20 protein-coding genes are annotated in these 23,838 nt (G+C 75.2%); 11 read left to right on the top strand and 9 right to left on the bottom strand.

Annotated features, from left to right (window positions below; genetic code table 11):
- Nucleotides 1–16: 16 nt before the first annotated feature.
- From OU787_RS28215 to OU787_RS28200, 4 genes are all read right to left on the bottom strand, one after another.
- Nucleotides 17–1,366, bottom strand: coding sequence for a lanthionine synthetase C family protein (locus OU787_RS28215; protein WP_268661028.1), 1,350 nt, complete (start codon nucleotides 1,364–1,366; stop codon nucleotides 17–19).
- 250 nt (nucleotides 1,367–1,616) lie between these two features.
- Nucleotides 1,617–4,712, bottom strand: coding sequence for a lantibiotic dehydratase (locus OU787_RS28210; protein ID WP_268661027.1), 3,096 nt, complete (start codon nucleotides 4,710–4,712; stop codon nucleotides 1,617–1,619).
- 93 nt (nucleotides 4,713–4,805) lie between these two features.
- Nucleotides 4,806–4,961 (bottom strand): SCO0268 family class II lanthipeptide, encoded by a 156-nt coding sequence (gene lanA, locus OU787_RS28205; protein ID WP_063765064.1) that lies wholly within the window; start codon nucleotides 4,959–4,961, stop codon nucleotides 4,806–4,808.
- Between the two features lie 434 nt (nucleotides 4,962–5,395).
- Nucleotides 5,396–5,812, bottom strand: coding sequence for an SPW repeat protein (locus OU787_RS28200; RefSeq protein WP_232795118.1), 417 nt, complete (start codon nucleotides 5,810–5,812; stop codon nucleotides 5,396–5,398).
- A gap of 172 nt (nucleotides 5,813–5,984) precedes the next feature.
- Here OU787_RS28200 and OU787_RS28195 point away from each other — a divergent pair, with 172 nt between their 5' ends.
- The 8 genes from OU787_RS28195 (at nucleotide 5,985) to OU787_RS28160 (ending at nucleotide 14,363) form a co-directional block, all read left to right on the top strand.
- A complete protein-coding gene (locus OU787_RS28195; RefSeq protein ID WP_268661026.1) occupies nucleotides 5,985–7,289 on the top strand; it encodes a phosphoribosyltransferase family protein in 1,305 nt (434 codons plus the stop codon).
- A gap of 133 nt (nucleotides 7,290–7,422) precedes the next feature.
- Nucleotides 7,423–8,634 carry a 4-hydroxyphenylpyruvate dioxygenase gene (gene hppD, locus OU787_RS28190; protein WP_030462495.1) on the top strand — a complete coding sequence of 404 codons (1,212 nt, stop codon included), beginning with the start codon at nucleotides 7,423–7,425 and terminating at the stop codon, nucleotides 8,632–8,634.
- 34 nt (nucleotides 8,635–8,668) lie between these two features.
- The gene (locus OU787_RS28185; RefSeq protein WP_268661025.1) at nucleotides 8,669–9,856 is read left to right on the top strand and encodes a homogentisate 1,2-dioxygenase; all 1,188 of its coding nucleotides are present in this window, start codon (nucleotides 8,669–8,671) and stop codon (nucleotides 9,854–9,856) included.
- Complete coding sequence (locus tag OU787_RS28180) at nucleotides 9,835–10,647, top strand: hypothetical protein (RefSeq protein WP_232795119.1); 813 nt, start codon at nucleotides 9,835–9,837, stop codon at nucleotides 10,645–10,647. The genes OU787_RS28185 and OU787_RS28180 overlap by 22 nt, the downstream gene beginning before the upstream one ends.
- A complete protein-coding gene (fahA, locus tag OU787_RS28175; RefSeq protein ID WP_030462498.1) occupies nucleotides 10,644–11,864 on the top strand; it encodes a fumarylacetoacetase in 1,221 nt (406 codons plus the stop codon). Before OU787_RS28180 ends, fahA begins: the two co-directional genes overlap by 4 nt.
- Nucleotides 11,865–12,111: 247 nt before the next feature.
- Nucleotides 12,112–12,294, top strand: coding sequence for a hypothetical protein (locus OU787_RS28170; protein WP_030462499.1), 183 nt, complete (start codon nucleotides 12,112–12,114; stop codon nucleotides 12,292–12,294).
- Nucleotides 12,295–12,422: 128 nt separating this feature from the next.
- Nucleotides 12,423–13,478, top strand: a complete 1,056-nt coding sequence (locus OU787_RS28165; RefSeq protein WP_268661024.1) for an enoyl-CoA hydratase/isomerase family protein — start codon at nucleotides 12,423–12,425, stop codon at nucleotides 13,476–13,478.
- 108 nt (nucleotides 13,479–13,586) lie between these two features.
- Nucleotides 13,587–14,363, top strand: coding sequence for an enoyl-CoA hydratase (locus tag OU787_RS28160; protein ID WP_030462501.1), 777 nt, complete (start codon nucleotides 13,587–13,589; stop codon nucleotides 14,361–14,363).
- A gap of 168 nt (nucleotides 14,364–14,531) precedes the next feature.
- On the opposite strand, the gene OU787_RS28155 is transcribed toward OU787_RS28160, so the two are convergent.
- The 3 genes from OU787_RS28155 to OU787_RS28145 form a co-directional block, all read right to left on the bottom strand.
- Nucleotides 14,532–15,602 carry a hypothetical protein gene (locus OU787_RS28155; RefSeq protein ID WP_268661023.1) on the bottom strand — a complete coding sequence of 357 codons (1,071 nt, stop codon included), beginning with the start codon at nucleotides 15,600–15,602 and terminating at the stop codon, nucleotides 14,532–14,534.
- A 135-nt stretch (nucleotides 15,603–15,737) separates the two neighbouring features.
- On the bottom strand, nucleotides 15,738–16,781 hold the full coding sequence (locus OU787_RS28150) for a hypothetical protein (RefSeq protein WP_268661022.1): 1,044 nt from the start codon (nucleotides 16,779–16,781) through the stop codon (nucleotides 15,738–15,740).
- Between the two features lie 263 nt (nucleotides 16,782–17,044).
- A complete protein-coding gene (locus tag OU787_RS28145) occupies nucleotides 17,045–18,880 on the bottom strand; it encodes an NAD-binding protein (protein ID WP_268661021.1) in 1,836 nt (611 codons plus the stop codon).
- Between the two features lie 178 nt (nucleotides 18,881–19,058).
- Between OU787_RS28145 and OU787_RS28140 the strand changes: the two genes are divergently transcribed.
- A complete protein-coding gene (locus tag OU787_RS28140) occupies nucleotides 19,059–19,658 on the top strand; it encodes an HdeD family acid-resistance protein (RefSeq protein WP_268661020.1) in 600 nt (199 codons plus the stop codon).
- Between the two features lie 150 nt (nucleotides 19,659–19,808).
- Nucleotides 19,809–20,147 (top strand): hypothetical protein, encoded by a 339-nt coding sequence (locus OU787_RS28135; protein WP_268661019.1) that lies wholly within the window; start codon nucleotides 19,809–19,811, stop codon nucleotides 20,145–20,147.
- A 22-nt stretch (nucleotides 20,148–20,169) separates the two neighbouring features.
- Here OU787_RS28135 and OU787_RS28130 read toward each other — a convergent pair whose 3' ends face one another.
- On the bottom strand, nucleotides 20,170–21,501 hold the full coding sequence (locus OU787_RS28130; protein WP_268661018.1) for a lipase family protein: 1,332 nt from the start codon (nucleotides 21,499–21,501) through the stop codon (nucleotides 20,170–20,172).
- A gap of 156 nt (nucleotides 21,502–21,657) precedes the next feature.
- On the opposite strand from OU787_RS28130, the gene OU787_RS28125 reads away from it, so the two are divergent.
- Nucleotides 21,658–22,923, top strand: coding sequence for a PucR family transcriptional regulator (locus OU787_RS28125; RefSeq protein WP_035956600.1), 1,266 nt, complete (start codon nucleotides 21,658–21,660; stop codon nucleotides 22,921–22,923).
- A 7-nt stretch (nucleotides 22,924–22,930) separates the two neighbouring features.
- Here the strand turns inward: OU787_RS28125 and OU787_RS28120 are convergent, their stop codons facing one another.
- Entirely contained in the window at nucleotides 22,931–23,821 is an 891-nt protein-coding gene (locus OU787_RS28120; RefSeq protein WP_268661017.1) for a hypothetical protein, read from the bottom strand.
- Nucleotides 23,822–23,838: the final 17 nt, after the last annotated feature.

The raw sequence follows: 23,838 nt of genomic DNA, 5'->3' as shown, positions 1-23,838 counted from the left end.
GGCCGGTCAGGGCCGGTCAGGACAGCAGCAGCGGCATGTCCCAGTCGTGCGGGGTGCCGCCGGCCGCGTACGAATCGAGGGCGAGCGCGACGCCGGCCGCCCCGTCCAGGTAGCCGGAGACGTCGCTGGCGAACGGCCTGCGGGTCATGGTGAAGCGCAGGCCGAACGGGGCGTCCGGGTCGTGCCCGGCCAGCAGCCGGGCGGCGGTCTCGTCGCGCCGCCGCTCGATCCGCTCCTCGCCGAAGTGCTCGTTCAGCCGCCCGAGTTGGTGCAGCGCCCCGGCCCAGCCGTGGCACAGCGCGTGGTCGGTGACGCCCCAGTCGTCGAGCGGCACCCGCAGCAGCCGCTCGACCGAGTCGCGAGCGACGGCCGTCCACTCCGGCCGGCCGAGCGCGGCCCCGGCGGTCTGCAGGGCGCGCGAGACGCCGGGCGCGCCGTAGCACCAGGACGGCCAGCCGGCGGGTTCGCGGTACGCGTCGGGCCCGGCCAGGTAGGCGTCCAGGCCGAGGTAACCGGGCCAGTAACTGCCGTGCTCGTCGCGCACCGCCCAGCGCACCAGCAGGTCGGCGGTGCTCTCCAGGGCCTCCCGGTGGCCGGGCAGCCGGACGCCGTCGCGCCAGGCCAGCGCGAGCAGCATCAGCGGGCCCGCGACGCCGTGCGAGAGGCCGAGGTTGAGGTGGCCGTCCGGCAGCAGGTGCTCGGAGCCGATCCGGGGCGCGTCCAGCGCCCACCAGCGCGGGACGCGCGCCCCGCGGTGCGCGGTGGTGCCGCGGGCCAGCTCGATCAGGTAGCCGAGGACCAGTTCCAGCTCCTCGCCGCAGCTCTCCGCGCGGGCCAGCAGGTACCGGCCGACGCCGGTCATCCCGCGCACCACCTCGTAGTGCCCGATGGTGGCCAGCGGCCCGTCCGGGACGGCGGGCAGCGCGGTGCGCACGAGTTGCCGCTGGTAGGCGTCGAGCCGGTGCAGCGCCCCGGTGTAGCCGCCGGTGGCGCGGTGGGCGGCCAGCACGGCGAAGGCCAGCGCACCGGGCCCCTTGAAGATCCCGCTGGGCACGGTGTCGCCGGCCCCCGCGGCCCGGGTCGCCACCGCCAGGTACCCGTGCGCCCGGGCGGCCCGCTCGGTGCCCGGCCGGGCCCCGCCGCTGAACGCCAGCGACAGCCCGGGGCTGCCGCTGCCGAGCGTCAGTTCCGCCCAGACGTTCTCGGCCACCCCGTCGTCGGCGGCCTCGGCGGGGATCCGGGTGGCGGCCACGGTCGCGGCCGGGTCGGCGAGCCGGTCCAGGATCAGGTCGGACAACTGCCCGGCGGCCGCCCGCAACCGGGCCCGTTCCGCGGAAACGGCAGTCGCCTGCACGGTGTCGGTCATCGGGGGCTCCGGTCGGTGGCGGTTCGGACGGACGGGAACTGGCGCCCCACCTGCCCGGCTCGGCGGCGGGACGGACGGGCGGGAACCGGCGCAACACCGCACCTGCTCCGGCCCGCGCAGCAGCAGCGGCAGCCACCGGGGCCCGGACCGATGACGGCTCGCCCGGACGGGAACCGGCACGACGTCGCCCCGCCGCTCCGTCCGCGGCCCCGGTCGGCGGCCGGGCGGACCGGAAGGAACTGAGGCATCGTCACTTCCCTTCCCCTGCATGTGACTTGCGCCCGATCAGGGCCCTGGCCGCGCCGCGCAGGACGGCGTAGCCGCGGGCCTCGGCGGCCGGGTCGATGCCGAACAGGCGGTTGTGCCGCATGTGCAGCAGCGACATGAGGGCCTCGTCGCGGTCGGCCTCGGGTGCGGCGAGCAGCAGCCGGCCGAAGTCGCGCGGGGCGGGGGTGTCGGTCCAGAGCGGGGCGAGGTCGGGGATGCCGAGGTGTTCGGCGGCGTGCCGGGCGGTGTCGTCGGGGCGGATCAGCCGGTCGGCGAGGGCGCGGTGGCGCTGGTGGGCGCGGTGGTCGGCGCCCTTCTCGAAGAGGTGGACCACCCAGGCGCACCAGTCCCAGTCGCCGAGCGAGTCCAGCAGCACGGCGTGGCCGGTGGCGGCGAGGACCTCGTCGGGGACGGCGGCGGCGCCGGCCCGGCGGGCGCGCAGCTGGAGCAGCGCGGAGCGGCTGTCGGTCTGGAAGAGCCGTTCGGCGGCTTCCTGGGCGCCGGGGCCGAGGTAGCGGTCGGTCTCGGGCCGGTAGGTGTCGAGCGCCGTGGTGCGCAGCGCGCCGGTCCCGACGAGCCGGCGCACGTGCCGGGCGAGGGCGGGCAGGACGTGGCCGGCCAGGGCGGCGGGGTCGCCGTGCAGGCGCAGCCGCAGGTGGGGTTCGGGGTCGCGGTAGCGGAGGAAGAACCAGCGGTCGACGTGGGGTTCGACGTCGGCGAGCAGGGCGGGCAGGTGGTCGGCGAGCAGGGTGTCGTGGGTGCCGGGTTCGGCGTACAGCTTGGCGAACAGCCAGTCCTCGCCGGGCAGGTGGATCCGGGTGGGGGCGGTGCGGACCGCGGACCTGGCCAGCGGGGGGCGGGTGCCGGCGGGGGCGGGGCGGGGGGCGCGCAGCAGCGGGACGACGATCTCGGTGCTGCGGCCGTGGTTCCAGCCGAGTCCGGCGCCGTCCGCGGTGAGGTCCTGGAAGAGCTGGAACCGCGGTTCGGGGGCGGTGAGTTCGGCGCGCAGCAGGTCGGTGTCCCAGTCCTCGCGCAGGTCGATCGGGAACATCCGGTCGTTGCTGGCGATCTGCAGCCGGTCGGGCACCCGGTAGCGCTCGCGCCAGGTCCGCAGGCCCTCGGTCCAGGCGGCGGGTCCGGCGGTGCGGGCGGCGTCGCGCAGGCGGCGGCCGGGCAGCCAGCGGCGCGGGGCGGCGAGGACCCGGCCGTGGCGGACGGCGGGCAGGTAGGGCAGGGTGTCCAGGCCCGCCCAGTCCCAGCCGGACCAGACCCGGGGGCGGGCGGCGGCCAGGTCGGCCAGGAAGCGGGCGACGGGCGGGGCCTGGGCGTCCAGGGCGAGCATGTGCGGGAAGACCGGGACGACGGGGCGGCCGGTGTCGGGGTGGAGCAGGCGCAGGCCGTCCTCGCCGGCGGCGACCAGCAGGGTGCGCCAGTCCAGGCAGTGCGGGTCGCCGCGGTCGGCGGCGACGCCGATCGGCAGGCGGTGCGGGAGCAGTGGCGGCACCTGGACGATGTTGAGCGAGCGCGGGTCGCGCGGGGCGAGTTCGACCTGGACGGGCAGGGCGCCGTCGTCGGCGGGTCCGGCGGCGAGGGCGGCCAGGTCGGCGGTGAGGCCGGTGAGGTCGGCGAACCGGCCGGCGGTGGCGCCGGCCGTCCAGGAGCCGGTGTGCGGGCTGCCGAGCAGCAGGAACTCGCCGCGGTCGAGGGCGGCGGCGGAGTCGGCGAGGAGTTGGAAGCAGAGTTCCAGGGTGCGCGGCGGGCGGCTGCTGCCCGGGGTGTGGCCGGCGGCGTCGGCGAGCCGGGCGAGGTCGGCGTCGTCGAGGACCAGGTCGGTGCCGGCCAGCACGGCCTGCTGGACGAGTTCGGCGACGGCGTTGCGGCGCGGCCGGTCGGCGTCGTCGCCGGGGCCGGAGCGGGAGTGGGCGGGCGCGGCGCCGCCGTACTCGGGCGGCAGGCCGAGGCCGCGGTGCGGGTCGGCGAGGTCGGCGAGCGGGACGGCGCTGGCGGTGCCGTAGTGCTCGACGAAGCGGTCCCGGTAGTCGCGCAGGTGGTCGAGGGTGGTCCACTCGGGGGTGATCGCCCAGATCGCGGCGGCGTAGCGGCGCACCTCCTCGCCGACCGCGGCGGGCAGCACCAGGTCGGCGCCGGTGCGCAGGTCGACCTGGACGGGCGGGCGTTCGCCGGCCCGGTCGTCGGGGTCGAGGGCGCGGACCTGTTCCAGCAGGTGCCGCCAGGAGGCGAGTCCTTCGCCGGGGCGGTCGCGTTCGTGGGCGGTGGCGGCGGCGCGGACGGCGCGCAGTCCTTCGGCGGCGGCGGGGACGGCGCCGTCGAGGGCGGTGTCGATCCGGTCCAGCAGGGCGTCGTCGACGCGGTGCGGGGTGAGCGAGGTGAGCAGGAAGCCGTGCTGGACGAGTCCGGCGAGCAGGCCGTCGATCCGTTCGGGGGCGACGGCGGGGAAGCGCGCGGTGAGGTCGGCGAGCAGGTCGGCGTACCCGACGGGGCGGGCGGCGGCCTCGCGGACCCGGGTGACCAGCGGGTTGTCGCGCACCGAGACCTCGCGTTCGCCGGTGTGCCGCAGCAGGCGGCCGTCGCGCAGCACGGTCAGGTCGTCGAGGACGACGTCGACCCGGCGGCGGACCTCGGGCACGGCGAGCCAGTCCAGCACCCGGCGGTGCAGCCAGCCGCCGTCGAGGCGGACCCTGACCTGTCCGGGGCCGGGCGGCGGGACGTCGGCGGCGGCCCCGAACCGGGCCCGGCCGACGCCGGCGAACAGGCCGAACGGGGTGGGGCGGCCGCCGGAGCGGCGGGCGTAGCGGGTGAGGGTGCGGGCGGCGCTGGCGGTGCGCTTGCGGCCGAGGGCGGCGGCGCCGCCGGGTTCGCCGAGCCGTTGCAGGCTGAGCGCGAGGCTGCCGCTGGCGACCTCGACGGCCTGGCGCAGCAGCGGGTCGGCGGCGAGGCGGCGCGCGCCCGGGACGGGGTCGGCCGGGTCGATCCGGGTCTCGGTGCCGGTCCGCGGGGTGCCGGCCGTCCGGACCAGGACCGGTTCCCGGACGTCGAACGGGTCGGGCTCTGCGCGCACGTTCGTCGGGCTCCTCGGGTTCGCGGGTGGGGAGGGAGCGGAGAGCGCGGGGCGGGCCGCAGCCCGCCCCGCGCGAGGACTACCGGGGGCCGGTCAGCAGCAGACCGGGCAACGGGTGCCGATGGCGTAGCTGCTCGGCGAGGTGTAGGTGCCCCGGCCGAACTCCTCGGTCTGCTCCGCGACGTCCGCGATGCGCAGGTCCAGGTCGAAGTCGGTGGTGTCGGACTGCACGGTGGTCTCGGTGCGCATATCCCCTCCTGAGGGCTCGTGGGTCCGCCCGGACGGTGGTCCGGGCCGCGGCCGGCTCGAACGGTTGTCCGGTCCGGCGCGAGGCACCACTGTTCCCCGGCTTCCCACGATGTGGTGAGTGCCGTCCCGGCCAACCTCCGCCCCACCCGTACCGCTCCGCCCCCGGCGCCCCCGGCCTGCACTTCCGTCCCTCGCGCCGCGTCCGGGGGGTGTCCGTTCCCGGTGACCGGACCGGTTCGGGGTTTCAGTACCGGAAACCGGGATCACCACTGCTCCCGGCCGCGCACGAACCACTTCGGGGGCGCGCGCGACGGGTGTCCACGACCGCGGCCGGCGGCTTGACCGAAACTTGACGAAAACCTGTCACTGCACGGCGGCGGGACCCCGTCCGGGGTCCCGCCGCCGTGGGGGCCTCCGGGCCCCTGCGCCGTGCCCTACCTGCGGCGTGCCGTCATGCCCGCGAAGACCATGCCGACCGCGGCCAGGGCCAGGCAGGTCATGACGCCGCCGGTGATGACGTTGGTCAGGATGGTCCGGCGGACGTGCGCACCGCCGTTGACCGCCCAGGGGGCGATGACCGTCCAGGCGCCGATCGCCACGCACGCCCAGGCCCGGGCGTGGGTGCGGCCGAAGGCGGAGCCGTAGCCGGCCATCAGGACGGCGTAGGCGATGCCGAGCACCAGGTTGCTGATGGCCAGCCCGGTGAAGCCGGAGAAGCCGACCACCCAGGGGGAGATGGCCAGGAAGAGTCCGGCGCAGACGGCGAGTGCTTCCGTCCCCTGTCCGGCGGTGGTGGATGTGACGCGCTCCGCGTGTTCACGCAGGGCCAGGATGTCCGGATGGTGTTCCATGCCCGAGGGCGTGTGGGTCGACACCGGGACCACCTCCTCGTAGTCAGGACATGCGAGCCAATTGGTCGCTACCCGCCCTGGGCGGTAAATAACGCTACCCACCGGTTTGTCCTTATTTTTTTCTTATGCCCCGGAACGGGCGCGTACCGTGGGAAGTGGAGAGGTTCCCGCCATGCACTTCACCGACCGGGCCGACGCGGGCCGCCGCCTCGCCGCGGCCCTGCTGTCCGAGGCGCCCGAACTGCGCGGCGCCGTCGTGGTCGCGCTGCCGCGCGGCGGCGCGCCGGTGGCCGCCGAGGTGGCGGCCGCGCTGGGCGCGGAGCTGGACGTGTGCGTGGTGCGCAAGGTGGGGGTGCCGGGGCAGCCCGAGGTGGCGATGGGGGCGGTGGGCGAGGACGGCGCCCGGGTGGTGAACCAGCAGGTGGTGGACGCGGCGGGCGTCCCGCCGGAGGCGTTCGCGGCGGCCGAGGCCCGGGAGCGGTCCGAGCTGGCCCGGCGCGCGGCGCTCTACCGGGGCGGTCGGGCGCCGGTGCCGCTGGCCGGGCGGACGGTGCTGGTGGTGGACGACGGGGTGGCGACCGGCGCGTCCGCGCGGGCGGCCTGCCGGATCGTCCGGGCCCGCGGCGCCGCCCGGGTGGTGCTGGCGGTGCCGGTCGCCCCGCCCGGCTGGGCCCGGCAGTTGGGCGACGCGGCGGACGGCTACCTGGCGGTGGACACCCCGGACGGGTTCGCCGCGGTCGGCGCGTTCTACCGGGACTTCCGGCAGACCACGGACGCCGAGGTGCTGGCCGCGCTCGACCGGGCCGGACCGCCGAAGGCAGCCGGGCCCGCCGGGCAGGAGCTCCGGCTCGGCACCGGGGCGGCCGACCTCGCCGTGCCCGAACACCCGCGGGGCGTCGTGCTGTTCGCGCACGGCAGCGGCTCGGGGCGGAACAGCCCGCGCAACCGCGCGGTCGCCGCGCACCTGCACCGGGAGCGGCTGGCGACCGTGCTGTTCGACCTGCTGACGCCCGGCGAGGCGGACGAGCGCTGGAAGGTGTTCGACCCGGGCCTGCTGGGCGGGCGGCTGGCCGGGGCGACCCGGGAGGCGCTGCGCCACCCGGCGCTGGCGGGCCTGCCGTACGGCTGGTTCGGGGCGAGCACCGGCGCGGCGGCGGCGCTGTGGGCGGCGGCCGAGCCGGACAGCGCCCCGGCGGCGATCGTGGCCCGCGGCGGCCGGCCGGACCTCGCGGAGGCCCGGCTGCCGCTGGTGACGGTGCCGACGCTGCTGATCGTCGGCGGCGCGGACCAGGAGGTGCTGGAGTGGAACCGGCAGGCCCGGGCCGAACTGGGCGGCGAGAGCGCCCTGCAGGTCGTCCCGGGCGCCGGCCACCTGTTCGAGGAGCCCGGCGCGCTGGAGGCGGTCGCCGCACTGGCGGCGGGCTGGTTCGTCCGGCACTTCCCGCCCGGCCGGGGAGGCGATCGGGTGGAGCACTGAGCAATCCGTACAGCCCGGACCCGGTCCGGCTGCTCATCTTGTACACATTGAGCAGCCGGAATCGGACCTGTTGCCCACCCCACCGAGCAGGAGCAAGCTCTGCGCAACCGACCTCGACGTGGAGGAATGCCCCATGACCGCCGACGCCGCTGTTGAACTGACCCCCGAGGAGCTGCAGGCCGGTCTGACGGCCGAGCAGCTGCGCACCCTGGTGGGCCTGGTGGAGTACGACGCCTCGACCGACCCGTTCCCGGTGACCGCCCAGGACGCGGTCGTCTTCGTGGTCGGCAACGCGACCCAGACGGCGCAGTTCTACCAGGCCGTGTTCGGCATGGAGCTGGTCGCCTACTCGGGCCCGGAGACCGGCCGCCGCGACCGCAAGTCGTTCGTGCTGCGCTCGGGCTCCTGCCGCTTCGTGATCGAGGGCGGCGTGACGCCGGACAGCCCGCTGCTGGACCACCACCGCCGGCACGGCGACGGCGTGGTCGACCTGGCGATGGAGGTCCCGGACGTGGACAAGTGCATCGCGCACGCCCGCGCCCAGGGCGCCACCGTCCTGGAGGAGCCCAACGACGTCTCGGACGAGCACGGCACCGTGCGCCGCGCGGCCATCGCCGCGTACGGCGAGACCCGGCACACCCTGGTCGACCGCTCCCGCTACACCGGCCCGTACCTGCCCGGCTACGTCGCCCGCGAGTCGACGGTGGTCCGCCCCGAGGGCGCGCCGAAGCGGCTGTTCCAGGCGCTGGACCACGCCGTGGGCAACGTGGAGCTCGGCAAGATGGACGAGTGGGTGTCGTTCTACAACCGGGTGATGGGCTTCGTGAACATGGCGGAGTTCGTCGGCGACGACATCGCCACCGACTACTCGGCGCTGATGTCGAAGGTCGTGGCGAGCGGCAACCACCGGGTGAAGTTCCCGCTGAACGAGCCGGCGATCGCGAAGAAGAAGTCGCAGATCGACGAGTACCTGGAGTTCTACACCGGCCCGGGCTGCCAGCACATGGCGCTGGCCACCAACGACATCCTGACCACCGTGGACGTGCTGCGCTCGCGCGGCGTCGAGTTCCTCTCCACCCCGGACTCGTACTACGAGGACCCGGAGCTGCGCGAGCGGATCGGCCACGTCCGGGCGCCGATCGAGGAGCTGCAGTCGCGCGGCATCCTGGTGGACCGCGACGAGGACGGCTACCTGCTGCAGATCTTCACCAAGCCGATCGGCGACCGGCCGACCGTCTTCTACGAGTTCATCGAGCGGCACGGTTCGCTGGGCTTCGGCAAGGGCAACTTCAAGGCGCTCTTCGAGGCCATCGAGCGCGAGCAGGACCGGCGCGGCAACCTCTGACGGAGAGTCACGGACGACAGGGAGAGACAGGGCGATGGCGTACTACCGGCAGCTGGGCTCGGTGCCGCCCAAGCGGCACACCCAGCACCGCACCCCCGAGGGGGGCCTGTACTACGAGGAGCTGATGGGCGAGGAGGGCTTCTCCTCGGACTCCTCGCTGCTGTACCACCGGTACATCCCCTCGGCGGTGACGGCCGCCGCGGTGTGGGAGCTGCCGAGCCAAGCGACCACCGCCAACCTCCCGCTGCTCCCCCGCCACCTCAAGCTGCACGAGCTGTTCCCCGGCGAGGAGTGGAAGTCGGCGGACGCCGTCACCGGCCGCCGGCTCGTCCTCGGCAACGCGGACGTCCGGATCTCCTACGTCGCGGCGGGCGCGCCCAGCGAGCTGTACCGCAACGGGCTCGGCGACGAGTGCGTGTACGTGGAGTCCGGAACGGCCGTGCTGGAGACGGTGTTCGGGACGATCGCGGTCGGGCAGGGCGACTACGTGCTGATCCCGCGGGCCACCACCCACCGCTGGGTGCCGACCGGGGACGCCCCGCTGCGCGCGTACTGCATCGAGGCGAACAGCCACATCACCCCGGCCCGCCGCTACCTGTCGAAGTTCGGCCAGCTGCTGGAGCACGCCCCGTTCTGCGAACGGGACCTGCGCGGGCCGCAGGGCCCGCTGCTGGTCGAGGGCGGCGAGGTGGACGTGCTGGTCAAGCACCGCGGCCCGGGCGGCGTGGTCGGCACCCGCTACACGGTGCCGAACCACCCGTTCGACGTGGTGGGCTGGGACGGCTGCCTGTACCCGTACGCGTTCAACATCGCGGACTACGAGCCGATCACCGGGCGGGTGCACCAGCCGCCGCCGGCCCACCAGGTGTTCGAGGGCAACAACTTCGTGATCTGCAACTTCGTGCCGCGCAAGGTGGACTACCACCCGCTGTCGATCCCCGTGCCGTACTACCACGCGAACGTGGACAGCGACGAGGTGATGTTCTACTGCGGCGGCAACTACGAGGCCCGCAAGGGCTCCGGCATCGGACAGGGGTCGATCTCGCTGCACCCCGGCGGCCACACCCACGGGCCGCAGCCGGGCGCCTACGAGCGCTCGATCGGCGTGGAGTTCTTCGACGAGCTGGCGGTGATGGTGGACACCTTCCGCCCGCTGGAGCTCGGCGAGGCCGCCACCGCCAGCGAGGACCCGAACTACGCGTGGACCTGGGCGAGGCGATGAACGTACCCGAGCTGTACCGGGGGCTGTTCGACGACGCGGCGGTCTTCCCGCCCGGCGACCTGCCGCTGGCCGAGGCCGTCCCCGCGCACCGGGCGCACCGCGCCGCCCGGTACGCGGCGGCGGTCGGCCCGCTGCTCGCCCCCGTCGACCTGCTGGCCGAACTGCGGGAGCTGGAGCCGGAGTTCGAGGTCGGCCTGGTGGTCGGCCCGGGCCGGCTGGCCGAGGCGCTGAAGGCCGCGGACGGCCTGCGGGTCGCCACCGTCGAGTACGCGCCGGGCCCGGACGTCCGGGCCGCGGTCGCCGAACTGGACGCGCTGCTGCCCGAGGGCGTCGGGGCGGCCGTCGAACTGCCCCGCTCGGAGCGGCTGGAGGACGGCCTGGACGCCCTGGCCGGCACCCGCTACCGCGCCAAGTACCGTACCGGCGGCCTCGGTTACGCCGCCTTCCCGTCGGTGACCGAGCTGGCCGGCTTCCTGCGGGGCTGCGCCGAGCGCGCCCTGCCGTACAAGTGCACGGCGGGGCTGCACCACGCGGTGCGGCACACCGACCTGGGCACCGGCTACGAGCACCACGGCTTCCTCAACCTCCTTCTGGCGGCCGGGAGTCCGAGCCGCGAGCAGGCCGTCGAGCTGCTCGCCGAACGGGATGGGGCCCGACTGGCCACCGCCGTCGAGTCGCTGACGGAGCGTCAGATCCTCGACATCCGCGCCTCTTTCACCTCGTTCGGCACCTGTAGCATCACCGAGCCGCTGGAAGACCTCGCCCGACTCGGCCTCCTGGAGACCCCTTGAGCACCACCGCCACCTGGCTCGACCTGCCCGCCGACTCCCCGTACGGCGTCCACAACCTCCCCTACGGCGTGTTCACCGCCGCCGACCGGCCCGGCCGGCGGCGGATCGGCGTCCGGATCGGGGAGCTGGTGCTGGACGCCGGGGCGGCCGCCCGGGCGGTCGGCGCGCCGTCCGCGCTGCTGGACGCGGAGAGCCTCAACCCGCTGATGGCGTCCGGCCGTTCGACCTGGCGGGCGGTGCGCGCGGCGCTCACCTCCTGGCTCACCGACGAGGCGCACCGGGACGCCGTCGGGCCCTGCCTGCTGCCGCTGGCGGACGTCCGGCTGCACCTGCCGTTCGAGGTCGCCGACTACGTCGACTTCTACGCCTCCGAGCACCACGCCACCAACCTCGGGAAGATCTTCCGCCCGGGCCAGGAACCGCTGACCCCGAACTGGAAGCACCTGCCGATCGGCTACCACGGCCGGGCCGGCACCGTGGTGGTCTCCGGCACCCCGGTGGCCCGCCCGCACGGCCAGCGCAAGGCCCCCGCCGACGCCGCGCCGAGCTTCGGCCCGTCCCTGCGCCTGGACATCGAGGCCGAGGTCGCCTTCGTGGTCGGCACGCCCAGCGAACTGGGCCGGCCGGTCGCGCTGGACGGCTTCGCCGAGCACGTGTTCGGCGTCTGCCTGCTCAACGACTGGTCCGCGCGCGACCTCCAGGCCTGGGAGTACGTGCCGCTCGGCCCGTTCCTCGGCAAGTCCTTCGCCACCTCGGTCGCCCCCTGGGTGGTGCCGCTGGAGGCGCTGGAGCACGCCCGGGTCGAGCCCCCGGCCCGCGACGTGGAACCGCTGCCCTACCTGGACGACCGCAAGGCCGAGCCCTGGGGCCTGGACCTGGCGATGGAGGTCTCGCTGAACGGCCACCCGGTCTCCCGGCCGCCGTTCGCCGGCATGTACTGGACCGCCGCCCAGCAGCTCGCCCACCTCACCGTCAACGGCGCCAACCTGCGCACCGGCGACCTGTACGGCTCCGGCACGGTCTCCGGCCCCGAGCCGGAACAGCGCGGCTCGCTGATCGAGCTGTCCTGGAACGGCACCCGGCCGCTCGAACTGCCCGACGGCACCAGCCGCACCTTCCTGGAGGACGGCGACGAGGTGTCCATCACCGCCACCGCCCCCGGGCCGGGGGGCCTGCGGGTCGGGTTCGGCGAGGTCACCGGAAGGATCACCGGCTGACCCGCCGACCGGGCGATCGGCCGACCTGACAGCAGGCCGGTCGTCCGGCGTGCTGCGGAAGCGTCAACGGCGCGTCCGCAGCACGCCGCCGAACGGGTGAGGTTCCGGGGCCGCAAACCCCTCCGCCACTAGAAGTTGACCCGACGAAAACCCCGCGGCCGCCCCCGAGCCGGGCCTCCCACGCCCGGCGCCGAAGGAGCGGACCGCGACCGTTCGCGGACAACTCTCTTCCCCGGAGGAACCCCCGATGATGAAGCTGCGCACCCTGGTCTGCGGAGCCGCGCTCGCCGCCGCCAACCTGCTGCTGCCCGTCCCCCAGGCCCAGGCCGCCCCGCTGACCCCGCACCCCGTGATGCTCTGCGGCTTCGCCCCGCGCCCCGCCGTCCCCGCCGCCCCCGTGCTGCTCGCCACCCCGCTGCGCCCCTGCTGACCGGCCCCGTCCCCGCCACCGCCGCACCCGGGCCCGCCGACCTGCCCGGCGGGCCCGGTACGGTGCACCGAAGGATCTTCGTACTTTCCGGACGGACGGGAGCGGTGGGAGCGATGGGAGCGGTGGCGATGGGAACCCCACAGGGCGGGCAGGACGTGCTGATCGGGCGGGCCGGCCCGCTCGGCCGGATCACCCTCAACCGGCCGCGCGCCCTCAACTCCCTCACCCGCCCGATGCTGGAGACCGTCCGCGCCGCCCTGGACGCCTGGGCCGCCGACGACACCGTGACGGCCGTCCTGCTCGACGGCGCGGGCGAACGCGGCCTGTGCGCGGGCGCCGACATCCGGGCCATCCACGACGACGCCAAGCACGGCGGCGCCGGCGGCCGGGCCTTCTTCCGGGTCGAGTACCCGCTCAACGAACTCGTCTCCCGCTACCCCAAGCCGTACGTCGCCCTGATGGACGGCATCACCATGGGCGGCGGCGTCGGCCTCGCCGGACACGCCGGCATCCGGGTCGTCACCGAGCGCTCCGCCGTCGCCATGCCCGAGACCCGGATCGGCCTGGTCCCCGACGTCGGCGGCAGCCGGCTGCTCGCCCTCGCCCCCGGCGAACTCGGCACCCACGTCGCCCTCACCGCCGCCACCATGACCGCCGGCGACGCCCTGCACTGCGGCTTCGCCGACCACTACCTGCCCTCCACCGACCTGCCCGCCCTCACCGACCGTCTCGCCGCCGGCGACACCCCCGCCAAGGCCGTCGCCGAACTCGCCGCCCCCGCCCCGCCCTCCGCGCTCGCCGAGCAGCACGAGTGGATCGACCACTGCTACGCCGCCGACAGCGTCGAGGAGATCCTGGAACGCCTGCACGCCACCGGCCTGCCCGCCGCCGCGGACGCCGCCGCCCAGCTGCGCGCCAAGTCCCCCACCATGCTCAAGGTGACCCTGGCCGCGCTGCGCCGGGCCCGCACCCTGCCCTCGCTGGCCGCCACCCTCGACCAGGAGTACCGGATCTCCTGCGCCGCCCTGGCCCACCACGACCTGGTCGAGGGCATCCGCGCCCAGGTCGTCGACAAGGACCGCGACCCGCACTGGTCCCCCGCCACCCTGGCCGAGGTCACCCCCGCCGACGTGGCCCGCTTCTTCGCCGCCCCCGAGAGCGGCGACCTGCACCTGGCCGGATGACACCGGGGTGACCATCGTCTCGCCTGTCGAGACTGGCATCCGGCGCGGCGTTCGGAGATCGTATCCAGCGGCAGAGGTTCCGCTCAGCGTGGAGAGGAAGAAACGGCGATGACCGAGTACGAGACGATCCTGGTCGACCGCAAGGGCCGGGTCGGCATCATCACCCTCAACCGGCCCAAGGCGCTCAACGCGCTCAGCACCGAACTCATGAACGAGGTGGTGGCGGCCGCCAAGTCCTTCGACCGCGACCCGGAGATCGGCGCCCTGGTGATCACCGGCTCCGCCAAGGCGTTCGCCGCCGGCGCCGACATCAAGGAGATGCAGGACAACCGCTTCCCCGAGGTCTACCTCGACGACTGGCTCGGCCCCTGGGACGAGCTCGGCCGCCTGCGCAAGCCGGTCATCGCCGCGGTCGCGGGCTACGCGCTCGGCGGCGGCTGCGAGTTGGCGATGCTCTGCGACATCCTGATCGCCGCCGACACCGCGAAGTTCGGCCAGCCCGAGATCACCCTCGGCGTCATCCCCGGCATCGGCGGCTCCCAGCGCCTGACCCGCGCCGTCGGCAAGGCCAAGGCCATGGACCTGTGCCTGACCGGCCGCACCATGGGCGCCGAGGAGGCCGAACGGGCCGGCCTGGTCTCCCGGATCGTCCCCGCCGACCAACTCCTCCCCGAGGCCCTCGCCACCGCCGAGAAGGTCGCCGCCATGTCCCTCCCCGCCGCCGTCATGATGAAGGAATCCGTCAACCGCGCCTTCGAAACCACCCTCGCCGAGGGCGTCCGCTTCGAACGCCGCCTCTTCCACGCCGCCTTCGCCACCGCCGACCAGAAGGAGGGCATGACCGCCTTCGCCGAGAAGCGCCCGGCCTCCTTCACCAACAAGTAACCCCCGCAGGGGAAAGCCCCGCAGGGGAAACCCCCGCAGGGGAAACCCCCGCAGGGGAAACCCCCGCAGGGGAAACCCCCGCAGGGGAAACCCCCGCAGGGGAAACCCCCGCAGGGGAAAACCCCGCAGGGGTGCCGGTGGGGGCTCCTGCGGGGTTCTGGTGGGGGGTCAGCTGTTGCGGGTGGTGAGGGCGGTGGTGATCGCCTTCAGGGTCGGCTTGTAGGTGAGCGTGCCGGCGAGGCGTTCCAGTTCGGTGCGGGCGTCCGGGCCGCCGAGGGCGGTGAGGGCGCGGATGGTGGCCGCGGCGGTCAGGGGGGAGCGGGGGCCGAGGCCGCGGCAGCGGATCAGGGCGGTTTCGGCCAGGGTGGCGAGGGCCCGGGCGGTGTCGGGGTGCGGTGGGGTGAGGGCGAGGAGGGCGGCGAGCCCTTGCAGGGCGCGCCAGTTGAACGGGTCGGGGTCGTGCAGGGCCGGCCCGGAGCGGTGGAAGGACGCGACCGCGTCGCGTCGCGGCTCTCCGGTCAGGGCGAACCACTCCACGGCGGCCGCGCGCAGCCGTTCCGGCCCGACGGCGTCCACCAGCGGCTGTCCGGCCCGCAGCCATGTCGCGGTGGGCTTGGCCCCGGTCGCGGTGGCGGCGTGGGCCAGCAGTTCCCGCCAGCCGGCCCGGGCTCCGGGCCCGGCGGCGGCCAGGTCGGCGAGCGCCCGGTCCGCCCACGGCTCGCCGGGGTTGACCGCAGGTTCGGTGAACTGCCGCGCCAGCGGCGGGAGTTCGGCCGGGTCGGAGGCCAGGACGGCCGAGCGCCGGACGGTCGCCACCACCGCGTCGGGCAGCTGCCGCCCGGCGGCCAGTTCGATCTCCACCAGGGCGGTCAGTCGCCAGCCTTCCCACAGGGCCAGCCGTCCGGCCGCCTCGGCCAGGAACGGTTCCCGCCAGGGCGCCAGCTGCCGGGCCGAGAGCCCTTGTGCCAGCAGCACGTTGAGCGCGGCCAGGCCCCGGCACTCCGGCGGGGCGTGCACGGCGGTCTCCTCCAGCCCCTCGCTCAGCCGGACCAGCAGGCGCACCCGGCGTTCGGCCGGCCAGTCCTGGAGCTCCCGGACCAGCCCGCCGCCGTCCAGCGTCCAGTCGCCGCGGTGTTCGGCGTTGCGCCGGTGGAGGCTGCGGGCGACGGCCTCCAGGTCCCGGGAGTCGACGAGTTCGCGGACGGCGGTCGGCCGGCCGTCGGGCTGGTGCTGCGGCATGGGGGTGCGGTCCTCCACTGGGTGGGTCCTCCGGATGGTCCTCCGGGTGGTCCTCGCGGCGATCACGGGCACCCTACGCGGCGCCACCGACGGCCCCGGCCGGACCGGGACCGCCCCGCGCCCCGCCGTCCCCGGTCAGTTCGGGAGGCCGAACCGGACCGGTCGGCCGGCCGAGTCGACGTCCAGCGCGGGCGTGTTGGGGCCGGTGCCGTAGGTGAAGCGGTGGCTGCCGTCCTGCCCGCCGCCGGGGATGACGGTGGGTTCGATGCCGGGGGCGAGGTCGGGCAGCCAGCGGGCGGCGAAGGCGTCGGCGGCCGGGCGGACGGCCCGCGCGGCCGCGGCGGCCTGTTCGGCCGGGACGGCGGGCGGTTCGGTGTCTGGGCCTGCGGAGACGGTCTCGAAGTCGCGGAGCCGTCCGGAGGGCCAGTCCACCGTGAGGAAGCCGCGGTCGACGGTGACCGACAGCTGGTCGACCCCGGGGGACAGGAAGCGCTGGGTGTGGATCACCCGGGCGTCCGGCCCGAACAGCAGCGCGGCGTCCTGCCGGGCCAGCCGCTGCTGTTCCGCGTCGGCCTCGACCGCGCCGGTGGCGACCGTCGGGGACAGCACCGCGGACTGCAGCAGCAGGACGGGGACGCCCACCGCGGCCACCAGCAGGCCGGTCAGCCGCCACTCCCGCCGGTCCGGGGCGATCCGGCGCCGCCGCGCCAGCAGCACCGCGCAGCCGAGCAGGACGCCGAGCAGGCCGCCGGCCGCGTTGCAGGCGAAGTCGCCGCTGTCGCAGGCCCGGCCGATCGAGGGCAGCATGCCCTGGGCGGTCTCGGTGGCCGCGCCCAGCGCGAGCACCCCGCCGGCGGCGGCCAGCGGCCGGCCGAAGGCGGGCACCGCGAACAGGCCGATCGGCAGGTACAGCAGGAAGTTGAGGCGTCCCTGCTCGGTGCGCAGGGCCAGCCACGGGTCGCCGCTCCAGGCGCACACCCGGGCGGCGCCGCCACCGGTGGCGGTCGGGTAGAGCGTGACGGCGAGTTCCCCGGCCAGCGCGACCGCGAGCAGCAGGACGGCCCAGCGCGGCAGGCCGTGGCGCCGGGCCGCCAGGTGGCCGGCGGCGCCGAGCAGCAGGGCGAGGACCAGGAAGGCCGGGATCATCCCGGTGTTGCCGTGCAGGGCTGCGCGGATCATCGGTGCTCCGTCGGGGTGGGCGCGGCGCGCGCGGCCGGATCGGCGCGGATCCCCCCGCCCTCCCCTGACGGCACGTCACCGATCGGTGGGGAGCGGGGAGTTGCGGCGCGGACGTCCCCCCGTCGGCGCCGTCACGGCCCCCGCTCCGTCGTCGGACGATCCGTCACTGTACACACTGTGCCCGGGCCGCACCGCCGCTTCGGGCGGTCACCAAATCACCGGATCGCCAAATCACCGGATCACCGGATCACCGGATCACCGGATCATTGGATCACCCGGGCGAGTCCGGACCGGGTGGCGGCGACCACCACCCGGTCGCCGGGGGCGAGCCGCCGGGAGCGGTCGGCGAAGTTCCACTGGTAGTCGTGGACGCGCCGGTGCAGCCGGACGGCGAGCACCCGGACGCCGCCGGGGCCCTCCAGGTCGCCGGTGTTGCGGCCGTCCAGCGCGGAGCCCTCCTCGACGGCGAGTTCGGCGATCAGCAGGACGTGGCGGAAGACCGAGAGGGTGCCGAGCACTTCGCGCCCCATCAGGGCGGCGGCGAAGGCGGGCGCGGCCAGGTAGGAGACCGAGCGGGAGGCGACGTTGCCCAGCGTGGCGTACACGTGGTGGGCGAAGTCGTCGTCGAACAGCCGCACCACGATCCGGACTTCGGGCCGCACCGCGCGGGCCTCCAGGGCGGCTTCCAGGTTGGCGGCGTCGTCGGAGGTGACGGCGACCACGGCCCGGGCGTGCTTGACCCGGGCCTGCTTGAGCTGGGCCTCCAGCGGGCCCTCGCCGATCAGCACCGGGATGCCCAGGGCACGGGCGGCCGCGATGCCGCGGGCCTGCGGGTCGCGCTCCAGGCAGACCACGGGCAGGCCGGTGGCGTGCACCAGGGCGGCGACCCGGGTGCCGACGTTGCCGAGGCCGACCACGATGACGTGGTCCCGGGTGCGGGCGCCGGGCGGGCGGGGCAGGCCGCGGCGGCCGCTGGCCAGCGCCTCGACCACGATGGCGGTGGCGACGGGGACGAAGGTGATGCCGCAGAAGGTGATCAGCACCTGGGCGACCCGGGCCCAGGAGTCGCCGAGCACCTGCTGGCCGGGGACGTCGGGCTGCACCGCGCCGGCCGCGTCGAGCAGCGTGAAGTACACCGTCCAGCCGATCCCGCCGGAGTGCGTGGTGTGGGTGGCCAGTACCGCGCCGCCGATCACGATCGCCGCGAACGCGGTGATCAGGATCATCCGCAGCCGGGTGTTGGTGAAGTACTTGAGGCTGTCGAGCAGCCACCACTTGAGCCGCTTGCGCAGCGGCTGGCGCAGCGGCGGTTCGGTGTCCAGGCTCTGCAGCGCGGCCAGGCCGCCGGGGCTGTGGTCGAGCGCCGGGTCGGGCCGGGCGACCGGGCCCAACGCTTCGCCGCCACCGAGGAGTTCGGCGATCCGGATGAAGTCGGCGGCCCGGCCGCCGGTCTCCGGCAGCAGCCGGAGCCGGCCGAGGTCCTGGCGGTCGATCCGGTCGGCGACCAGGCAGATCTGGTTGGGGCGGATGTCGGCGTCGTAGGCGACGTACAGCTGCCGCCCGCCGACGTCGACGGTGTGCGGGCGGCTCAGGGCGCCGTTGGCGAAGGCGGGCGCGGCGGTGGCGGAGCCGGAGAGCGCGGCGCAGTTGGGGAGCAGCTTCTCCAGGTGCTCGCCGAGGCGCTGGTTGAAGATCCGCAGCACGATCCGGACGCCGGGGTTGCGGTTCTCGGCGGCGAGCGCGGCGTGGATGTTCTCCTGGTCGGTGCCGTCCATCAGCGCGATGCCGCGGGCCTGCTCGATCCGGGCCGCGCCGAGCGCCTCCCCGGTCACCGTGGAGTACTCCAACACGGCCGTCACGCCGGGTATTTGGGCGATCGCCGGCCCGTGCTCCCGGGACCGGTCGGGCACCACGGCGACGACCGGCACCTCGTACTGCTCGGTGAGCTCCAGGATCAGCCGGTGCGCGAGCGAGTTGCCGCCGCACACGATGTAGTGCCCGCCCGGCCCGGCCTCTTCCGTCCCCGGCCCGGACGTTCCCGTCCCCGGCTCGACCGTCCCCGCCCCGTCCTCCGGGCTCCCCCGCCCCTGGTCCGTCATAGCGTCAGATGGTAGACGGCCCGTCAGGACGCGTGGGTGAACGGACGGTATCGGATCCGGGTGCGGGCGGGGCGGTCCGTTCGTCCGTCCGGCGGAGCCTGCCGCGCCCCGGGGGTGGTGGGGCGCGGAGGCTGGTGGGTGTGTCCTGTCCGTTCCGTCCCGCCCCCTCGGAGGAGCCATGAGTGCCCCGTACCGGATCGACTCCCGCAACGACCTGCCCGGCCCGTTCCAGCAGCTGGCCCGGCTGGCCTGGCAGGCGGTGCTGGCGGGCGGGCTGATCTCGCTGGCGCTGGGGATCGTGGTGCTGGTGTGGCCGAAGCAGACGCTGTGGGTGATCGGCGTGCTGTTCGGCCTGTACCTGCTGGTGATCGGCGTGGTGCAGCTGGTCGGCGCGTTCGGCACGCACGCCTCGACGGCGCTGCGGGTGCTGGCGTTCGTCAGCGGGGCGATCTGCGTGCTGCTGGGCCTGCTGTGCTTCCGTTCGGCGGCCCAGTCGGTGCTGCTGCTGGCGCTGTGGATCGGGATCGGCTGGCTGTTCCGCGGCATCACGCAGTTGGCGGCGGTGGCGTCGGACCCGATGATGCCGGCCCGCGGCTGGCAGGGCTTCGTCGGCAGCCTGGGCGTGCTGGCGGGCGTCGTGCTGATGGTCTGGCCCGCGCACTCGATCACCGCGCTGGCGATCCTGGCGGCCTGCGGCCTGCTGGTGATCGGCGTCACCGAGATCGTCGCGGCGCTGCGGATCCGCAGCGGCGCCAAGCTGTACCCGCACGACCTCTGACGCCCCGTCCGCCCGTACGTCGAAGGGGCCCCGGGCCGGTGGTGTGACGCACGTCTCGCCACCGGCCCGGGGCTTCGATGTCACGGATCCGGCCGCCGGCCGCTCTCAGTCCCGGAAAGTGTCCACCGGTTCTGGAGAGAGATCACTGGCATGGAGATCCTGCGGTACGTCCTCCTCGTCTTCCACCTGTTCGGCTTCGCCGCGATCCTGGGCGGGATCTTCTACCAGTTGCGCGGGAAGGACCCGGTGGTCGGCGGCTACGTGCTGACCAGCGCGGTGGTGCAGTTGGTGACCGGCGCCGGGCTGATCGCGGTCCGGCACGCCCTGGACCTGCCGGTGTCGGACCCGAAGATGGCCGTCAAGCTGGCGCTGGACGTGCTGATCGCGGCGGTGGCCGTGGCCGGCGTCCGCAACCGGAAGGCGTGGGCGTTCTTCACGGTGGCCTCGCTCACCGCGGCCGAGGTGGTCGTCGCCGTCGCCTGGACGTGACGGCCGCCCCGGCCCCGGCGGCTCAGCTCCCGACCGGGGCGGGCCGCTCGGGGGCGAGCGAGTTGCCGGCCGGGATGCGGCCGCAGTCGGACGGGGCGGTCTTCCCGGCGAACCGGTCGTTCAGGTAGAGCACCGCGGTGGGCGCCCACGGGACGGCCGCGCCGAGGTGGCTGAGCAGGTCGTACTGCTGGTACTTGATGCTGCCGTTGCCGGTGGCGCAGTACTGCCGGGCCAGCGCGCGGACGTCGCCGGCCACCATCACGCCGTCGCCGGTGCCGATCCCGGAGATGTTGCTGAAGGTGCCTTCCAGGACGCCGCCGTTGCCCTGGGCGAGGTAGCCGGGGACGGTGGGGGTGGCGGCCGAGCCGAGGTTGACCTTGTTGACGGCGTCCAGGTACTCGGGGATCGAGTTCGGATCGGCGTAGGCGGGCTTGGCGAGCTTCTGCCAGGTCAGGCCGGGGTACTGGCCGAGCGCGTTGACGATCGAGGCGTCCTGCATCCTGGCGAACACCTGCTTGCCGTAGTCGCTCAGGTAGGGCTGCAGGTCGAAGCCGTAGGCGCGGGCCACGCCGGTGATCGCCATCGGGATGACGCCGGGCCACACCACGCCCCCGGCCACGTACTTCAGGTTGTGCGCGGGGTCGACCAGCAGGCCGCCCTCGGCGAAGCCGACCAGGCGGCGGTTGACGTCGGGGGCGTAGGAGGGGGCGAGGGCGGCGGCCCAGTTGGTGGCGATCGCGCCGCCGGAGTAGCCGAGCAGGCCGAACCGGGTGTCGGCGTCCATCCCGGTGGCGGTGGAGGCGGAGGCGGCCCGGATCGAGTCCAGCGTGGTGGTGCCGTACTCGGGTCCGGCGGCGAAGTCCGCGGTCTGCCCCTCGGTGTCGGGGATGACCACGTCGTAGCCCTGGAGCACGAACGGGACGACGAACAGCGCCTCGGCGTTGGCGATCGCGCCGCCCAGGCTGACGTCGCCGGCCACCGCCCGGGAGGGGGCGTGCTCGGGGTTCAGCGAGTCGTAGAAGGACTGGTACGAGACCGCCCTGCTGCCGTCGCTGCCCAGTCCGCGCACCACGGTGGTGACGCCCGCGCTGGGGCGGCCCTGCGCGTCGGTGGTGCGGAACAGCAGCTGGACGGCCTGCACGGGGGTGGGCAGGCCGAGCAGGTGGTAGGAGAGGGTGCGGGTCTTGAGCACGGTGCCGGGTGCGATCGAGGACAGCGGGGTGCTGCCGTCGTAGCGGTAGAACGGGTCGGCCGCGGTGGTGGCGGCCGTCGCGGTGGTGGTGGCGACGGGGGCTGCGGTGGCGAGGGCGGCGGCGGCGAGGGCGGTGGCGATCAGCCGGGCGGCTCGGTTCATGGCGGTTCCCGTTTCTGCGTGGGGGCGGTGGCGCGACCTGGAGAACGGTGGGGGATCGCGGGAGTTACCTACGGGTAGGTAACCTCCGGGGACCATGATGACCGCGCCGCCCGGCCCCGTCGCCGGGTCGTCGCCCAGAGATTCACGAGGTGGATTGTGACCGCGTCCAACGCCGGGCCCTCCGGCGAACTCGCCGCCGGCGGGCCCCGGTTCGGCGGCCGCCCGGTCCACCTGCGGCTGCTCGCGCTGGCGCCCGTGCTGGCCGCCGAGGTGATGGTCCGGCTGCTGGACCGGCTCCCGGCCTACCACGCGCTGCCGCCCGAGCAGTTGCGCGGCGAGATCACCCGTCAGGTCGAACGCGGCATCCGGGCGTTCGTCGAGGTGATGCGCACCGGCGTGCTGCCCGGCGAGGCCGAACTCGCCCGGATCCGCGAGTCCTCGGCCCGGCGCGCCGACGAGGGCGTGCCGCTGGAGTCCGTGGTCGGCGCCTACCACCTGGGCGCCCAGCTCTGCGCGGCCCGCCTGCTGGCCGAGGCCGACCCCGCCGACCTGCCCGACGTCGCCACCGCCCAGGACCGGCTGCTCGGCTACCTGCGGGTGGTCAGCTGCGCGGTCGCCGCCGGGTACGTGCAGGAGCGGCAGACCGCGCTCGGCGACGAGCAGGTCTCCCGGCAGGCCCTGCTCTCCCGCCTGCTGGAGGGCGGCGACCCGCGGGCCGCCGCCGACCGGGCCGGCATCCGGCTGCCCGCCCGCTACCTGGTGCTCTCGCTGGCGATCGGCCCGCACCCCGACGAGTCCCGCCCCGGTGTCAACCGCTCGGTCGTCGCCCGCCGCAAACTCCGGCGCCTGCGCACCGAGTTGGAGCGCCACACGGACGGGGTGCCGCTGGCCTCGCTGGCCGCCGGCGGCGGGCCGGTGCTGCTCCCCGACGACTCCCCCGACCCGGCCCCCGACCGCGCCGCGCTGGCCGCCCTGCTCGACCGCCTCGCCCGCGCCTGCGGCGCCGACCTCACCGCCGGGGCCGCCACCGCCGCCCCCGAGGAGGTCGCCGGGGCCGCCCGGCTGGCCGCCGACGTCCGCCAGGTCGCCGAGGCCACCGGCCGCGGCCCCGGCCTGCACCTGCTCGACGACGTCCTGGTCGAGTACCAGCTCAGCCGCCCGGGCCCGGCCCGCGAAGCCCTCGCCGCCCTGCTCGCCCCGCTCGCCGGCCGCCCCGAACTCCTCACCACCCTGCGGGCGTTCCTCGCCTGCGGCCTCGACCGCCGCCGCACCGCCACCCGCCTCCAGATCCACCCCAACACCGTCGACTACCGCCTGCGCCGCACCGCCGACCTCACCGGCCTCGACGCCGTCCGCGGCGCCGACCTGCTCACCCTGCGCGCCGCGATCGCCGCCCACGACACCGCGACGGCCCTGCCCTGACGCCCGCTCAGGACAGTTTCACCGTCACGTCGAACAGCAGGTAGCCGGCGAGCTGCCCGACGACCCCGTCCTGCTGCTCCCCGATCAGCGCCCCCGTTCCGTCCGCGAGCCCGGCCCCGCCGCCGTTCACCGGCACCCCGCCGCCGGGCGTGCGCACCGTCACCAGCCGGGCCGAGCCCGGCACGTAGCGCAGCAGGACCTTGCGGGCGGCGAAGAAGTCGCAGGAGTCCCAGACCTCCTGGGCGTTGTCCGCCGTCAGGTAGCCGGTCAGCCCCGGGTTGTACAGCGGTTCGGCGGGCAGTTCGACGTGCGCCCGGGCGTTCTGCAGCTTCGCGGCCGCGTTCCCCCGCGCGCCTTCGGCCGGCGAGGCCATCGAGTCGAAGTTCGCGGCGACGGCGTTGTTGTAGAACAGGTACACCTGGTAGGTGTGCCCGTCGAGGGCCACCACCTGCTCGCCGAACTTCGCGTCCGACTGCTTGTCCCGGCACTGGACGAAGTTGCGCTCGTCGCCCTGGACCGGGTCGTCGGTGATGGAGTTGAACACCGGATAGGTGGCCGGGGACGACATCAGGAAGGTGGTCCGGTCCGGCCCCCACCCCCCGCCGTTGTCGATCCGCTCGCCCGCCGGGGCGGACACCGCGGGCGCCGGGCCGGGCGTGACGGCGGCCGCCGCCGTCGCCCCGGCCGCCGGGCCCGCGGCGTCCTTGCGCTGCGCGGCGGTGTGCAGGACGTAGGCACCGCCGCCGCCGAGCAGGGCCGCGGCCAGCGCCACGGCGATCCACCGCGCCCGGTACCGCCGGGGCGGCGGCTGGGGAGCGACCTGGACGACGGTCGCCGAGGCGGCCTGGACGACCGGCCCGTGGAAGGTGCCGCCCTCGATCCTGTTGCTGTTCTCCATCGCCGCCCCGCCCGTCC

The sequence above is a fragment of the Kitasatospora sp. YST-16 genome (assembly GCF_026802215.1).
Taxonomy (GTDB): domain Bacteria; phylum Actinomycetota; class Actinomycetes; order Streptomycetales; family Streptomycetaceae; genus Kitasatospora; species Kitasatospora cineracea.
This window is presented reverse-complemented; position numbering and strand designations above follow the sequence as displayed.

What these genes read in the sequence shown, in the direction of transcription:
- OU787_RS28215 (WP_268661028.1), bottom strand. Translation starts at nt 1,366, where the DNA reads ATGACCGACACCGTGCAGGCGACTGCCGTTTCCGCGGAACGGGCCCGG.
- lanA (WP_063765064.1), bottom strand. Translation starts at nt 4,961, where the DNA reads ATGCGCACCGAGACCACCGTGCAGTCCGACACCACCGACTTCGACCTG.
- OU787_RS28200 (WP_232795118.1), bottom strand. Translation starts at nt 5,812, where the DNA reads ATGGAACACCATCCGGACATCCTGGCCCTGCGTGAACACGCGGAGCGC.
- OU787_RS28195 (WP_268661026.1), top strand. Translation starts at nt 5,985, where the DNA reads ATGCACTTCACCGACCGGGCCGACGCGGGCCGCCGCCTCGCCGCGGCC.
- hppD (WP_030462495.1), top strand. Translation starts at nt 7,423, where the DNA reads ATGACCGCCGACGCCGCTGTTGAACTGACCCCCGAGGAGCTGCAGGCC.
- OU787_RS28185 (WP_268661025.1), top strand. Translation starts at nt 8,669, where the DNA reads ATGGCGTACTACCGGCAGCTGGGCTCGGTGCCGCCCAAGCGGCACACC.
- OU787_RS28170 (WP_030462499.1), top strand. Translation starts at nt 12,112, where the DNA reads ATGATGAAGCTGCGCACCCTGGTCTGCGGAGCCGCGCTCGCCGCCGCC.
- OU787_RS28165 (WP_268661024.1), top strand. Translation starts at nt 12,423, where the DNA reads ATGGGAACCCCACAGGGCGGGCAGGACGTGCTGATCGGGCGGGCCGGC.
- OU787_RS28160 (WP_030462501.1), top strand. Translation starts at nt 13,587, where the DNA reads ATGACCGAGTACGAGACGATCCTGGTCGACCGCAAGGGCCGGGTCGGC.
- OU787_RS28155 (WP_268661023.1), bottom strand. Translation starts at nt 15,602, where the DNA reads ATGCCGCAGCACCAGCCCGACGGCCGGCCGACCGCCGTCCGCGAACTC.
- OU787_RS28150 (WP_268661022.1), bottom strand. Translation starts at nt 16,781, where the DNA reads ATGATCCGCGCAGCCCTGCACGGCAACACCGGGATGATCCCGGCCTTC.
- OU787_RS28145 (WP_268661021.1), bottom strand. Translation starts at nt 18,880, where the DNA reads ATGACGGACCAGGGGCGGGGGAGCCCGGAGGACGGGGCGGGGACGGTC.
- OU787_RS28140 (WP_268661020.1), top strand. Translation starts at nt 19,059, where the DNA reads ATGAGTGCCCCGTACCGGATCGACTCCCGCAACGACCTGCCCGGCCCG.
- OU787_RS28135 (WP_268661019.1), top strand. Translation starts at nt 19,809, where the DNA reads ATGGAGATCCTGCGGTACGTCCTCCTCGTCTTCCACCTGTTCGGCTTC.
- OU787_RS28130 (WP_268661018.1), bottom strand. Translation starts at nt 21,501, where the DNA reads ATGAACCGAGCCGCCCGGCTGATCGCCACCGCCCTCGCCGCCGCCGCC.
- OU787_RS28120 (WP_268661017.1), bottom strand. Translation starts at nt 23,821, where the DNA reads ATGGAGAACAGCAACAGGATCGAGGGCGGCACCTTCCACGGGCCGGTC.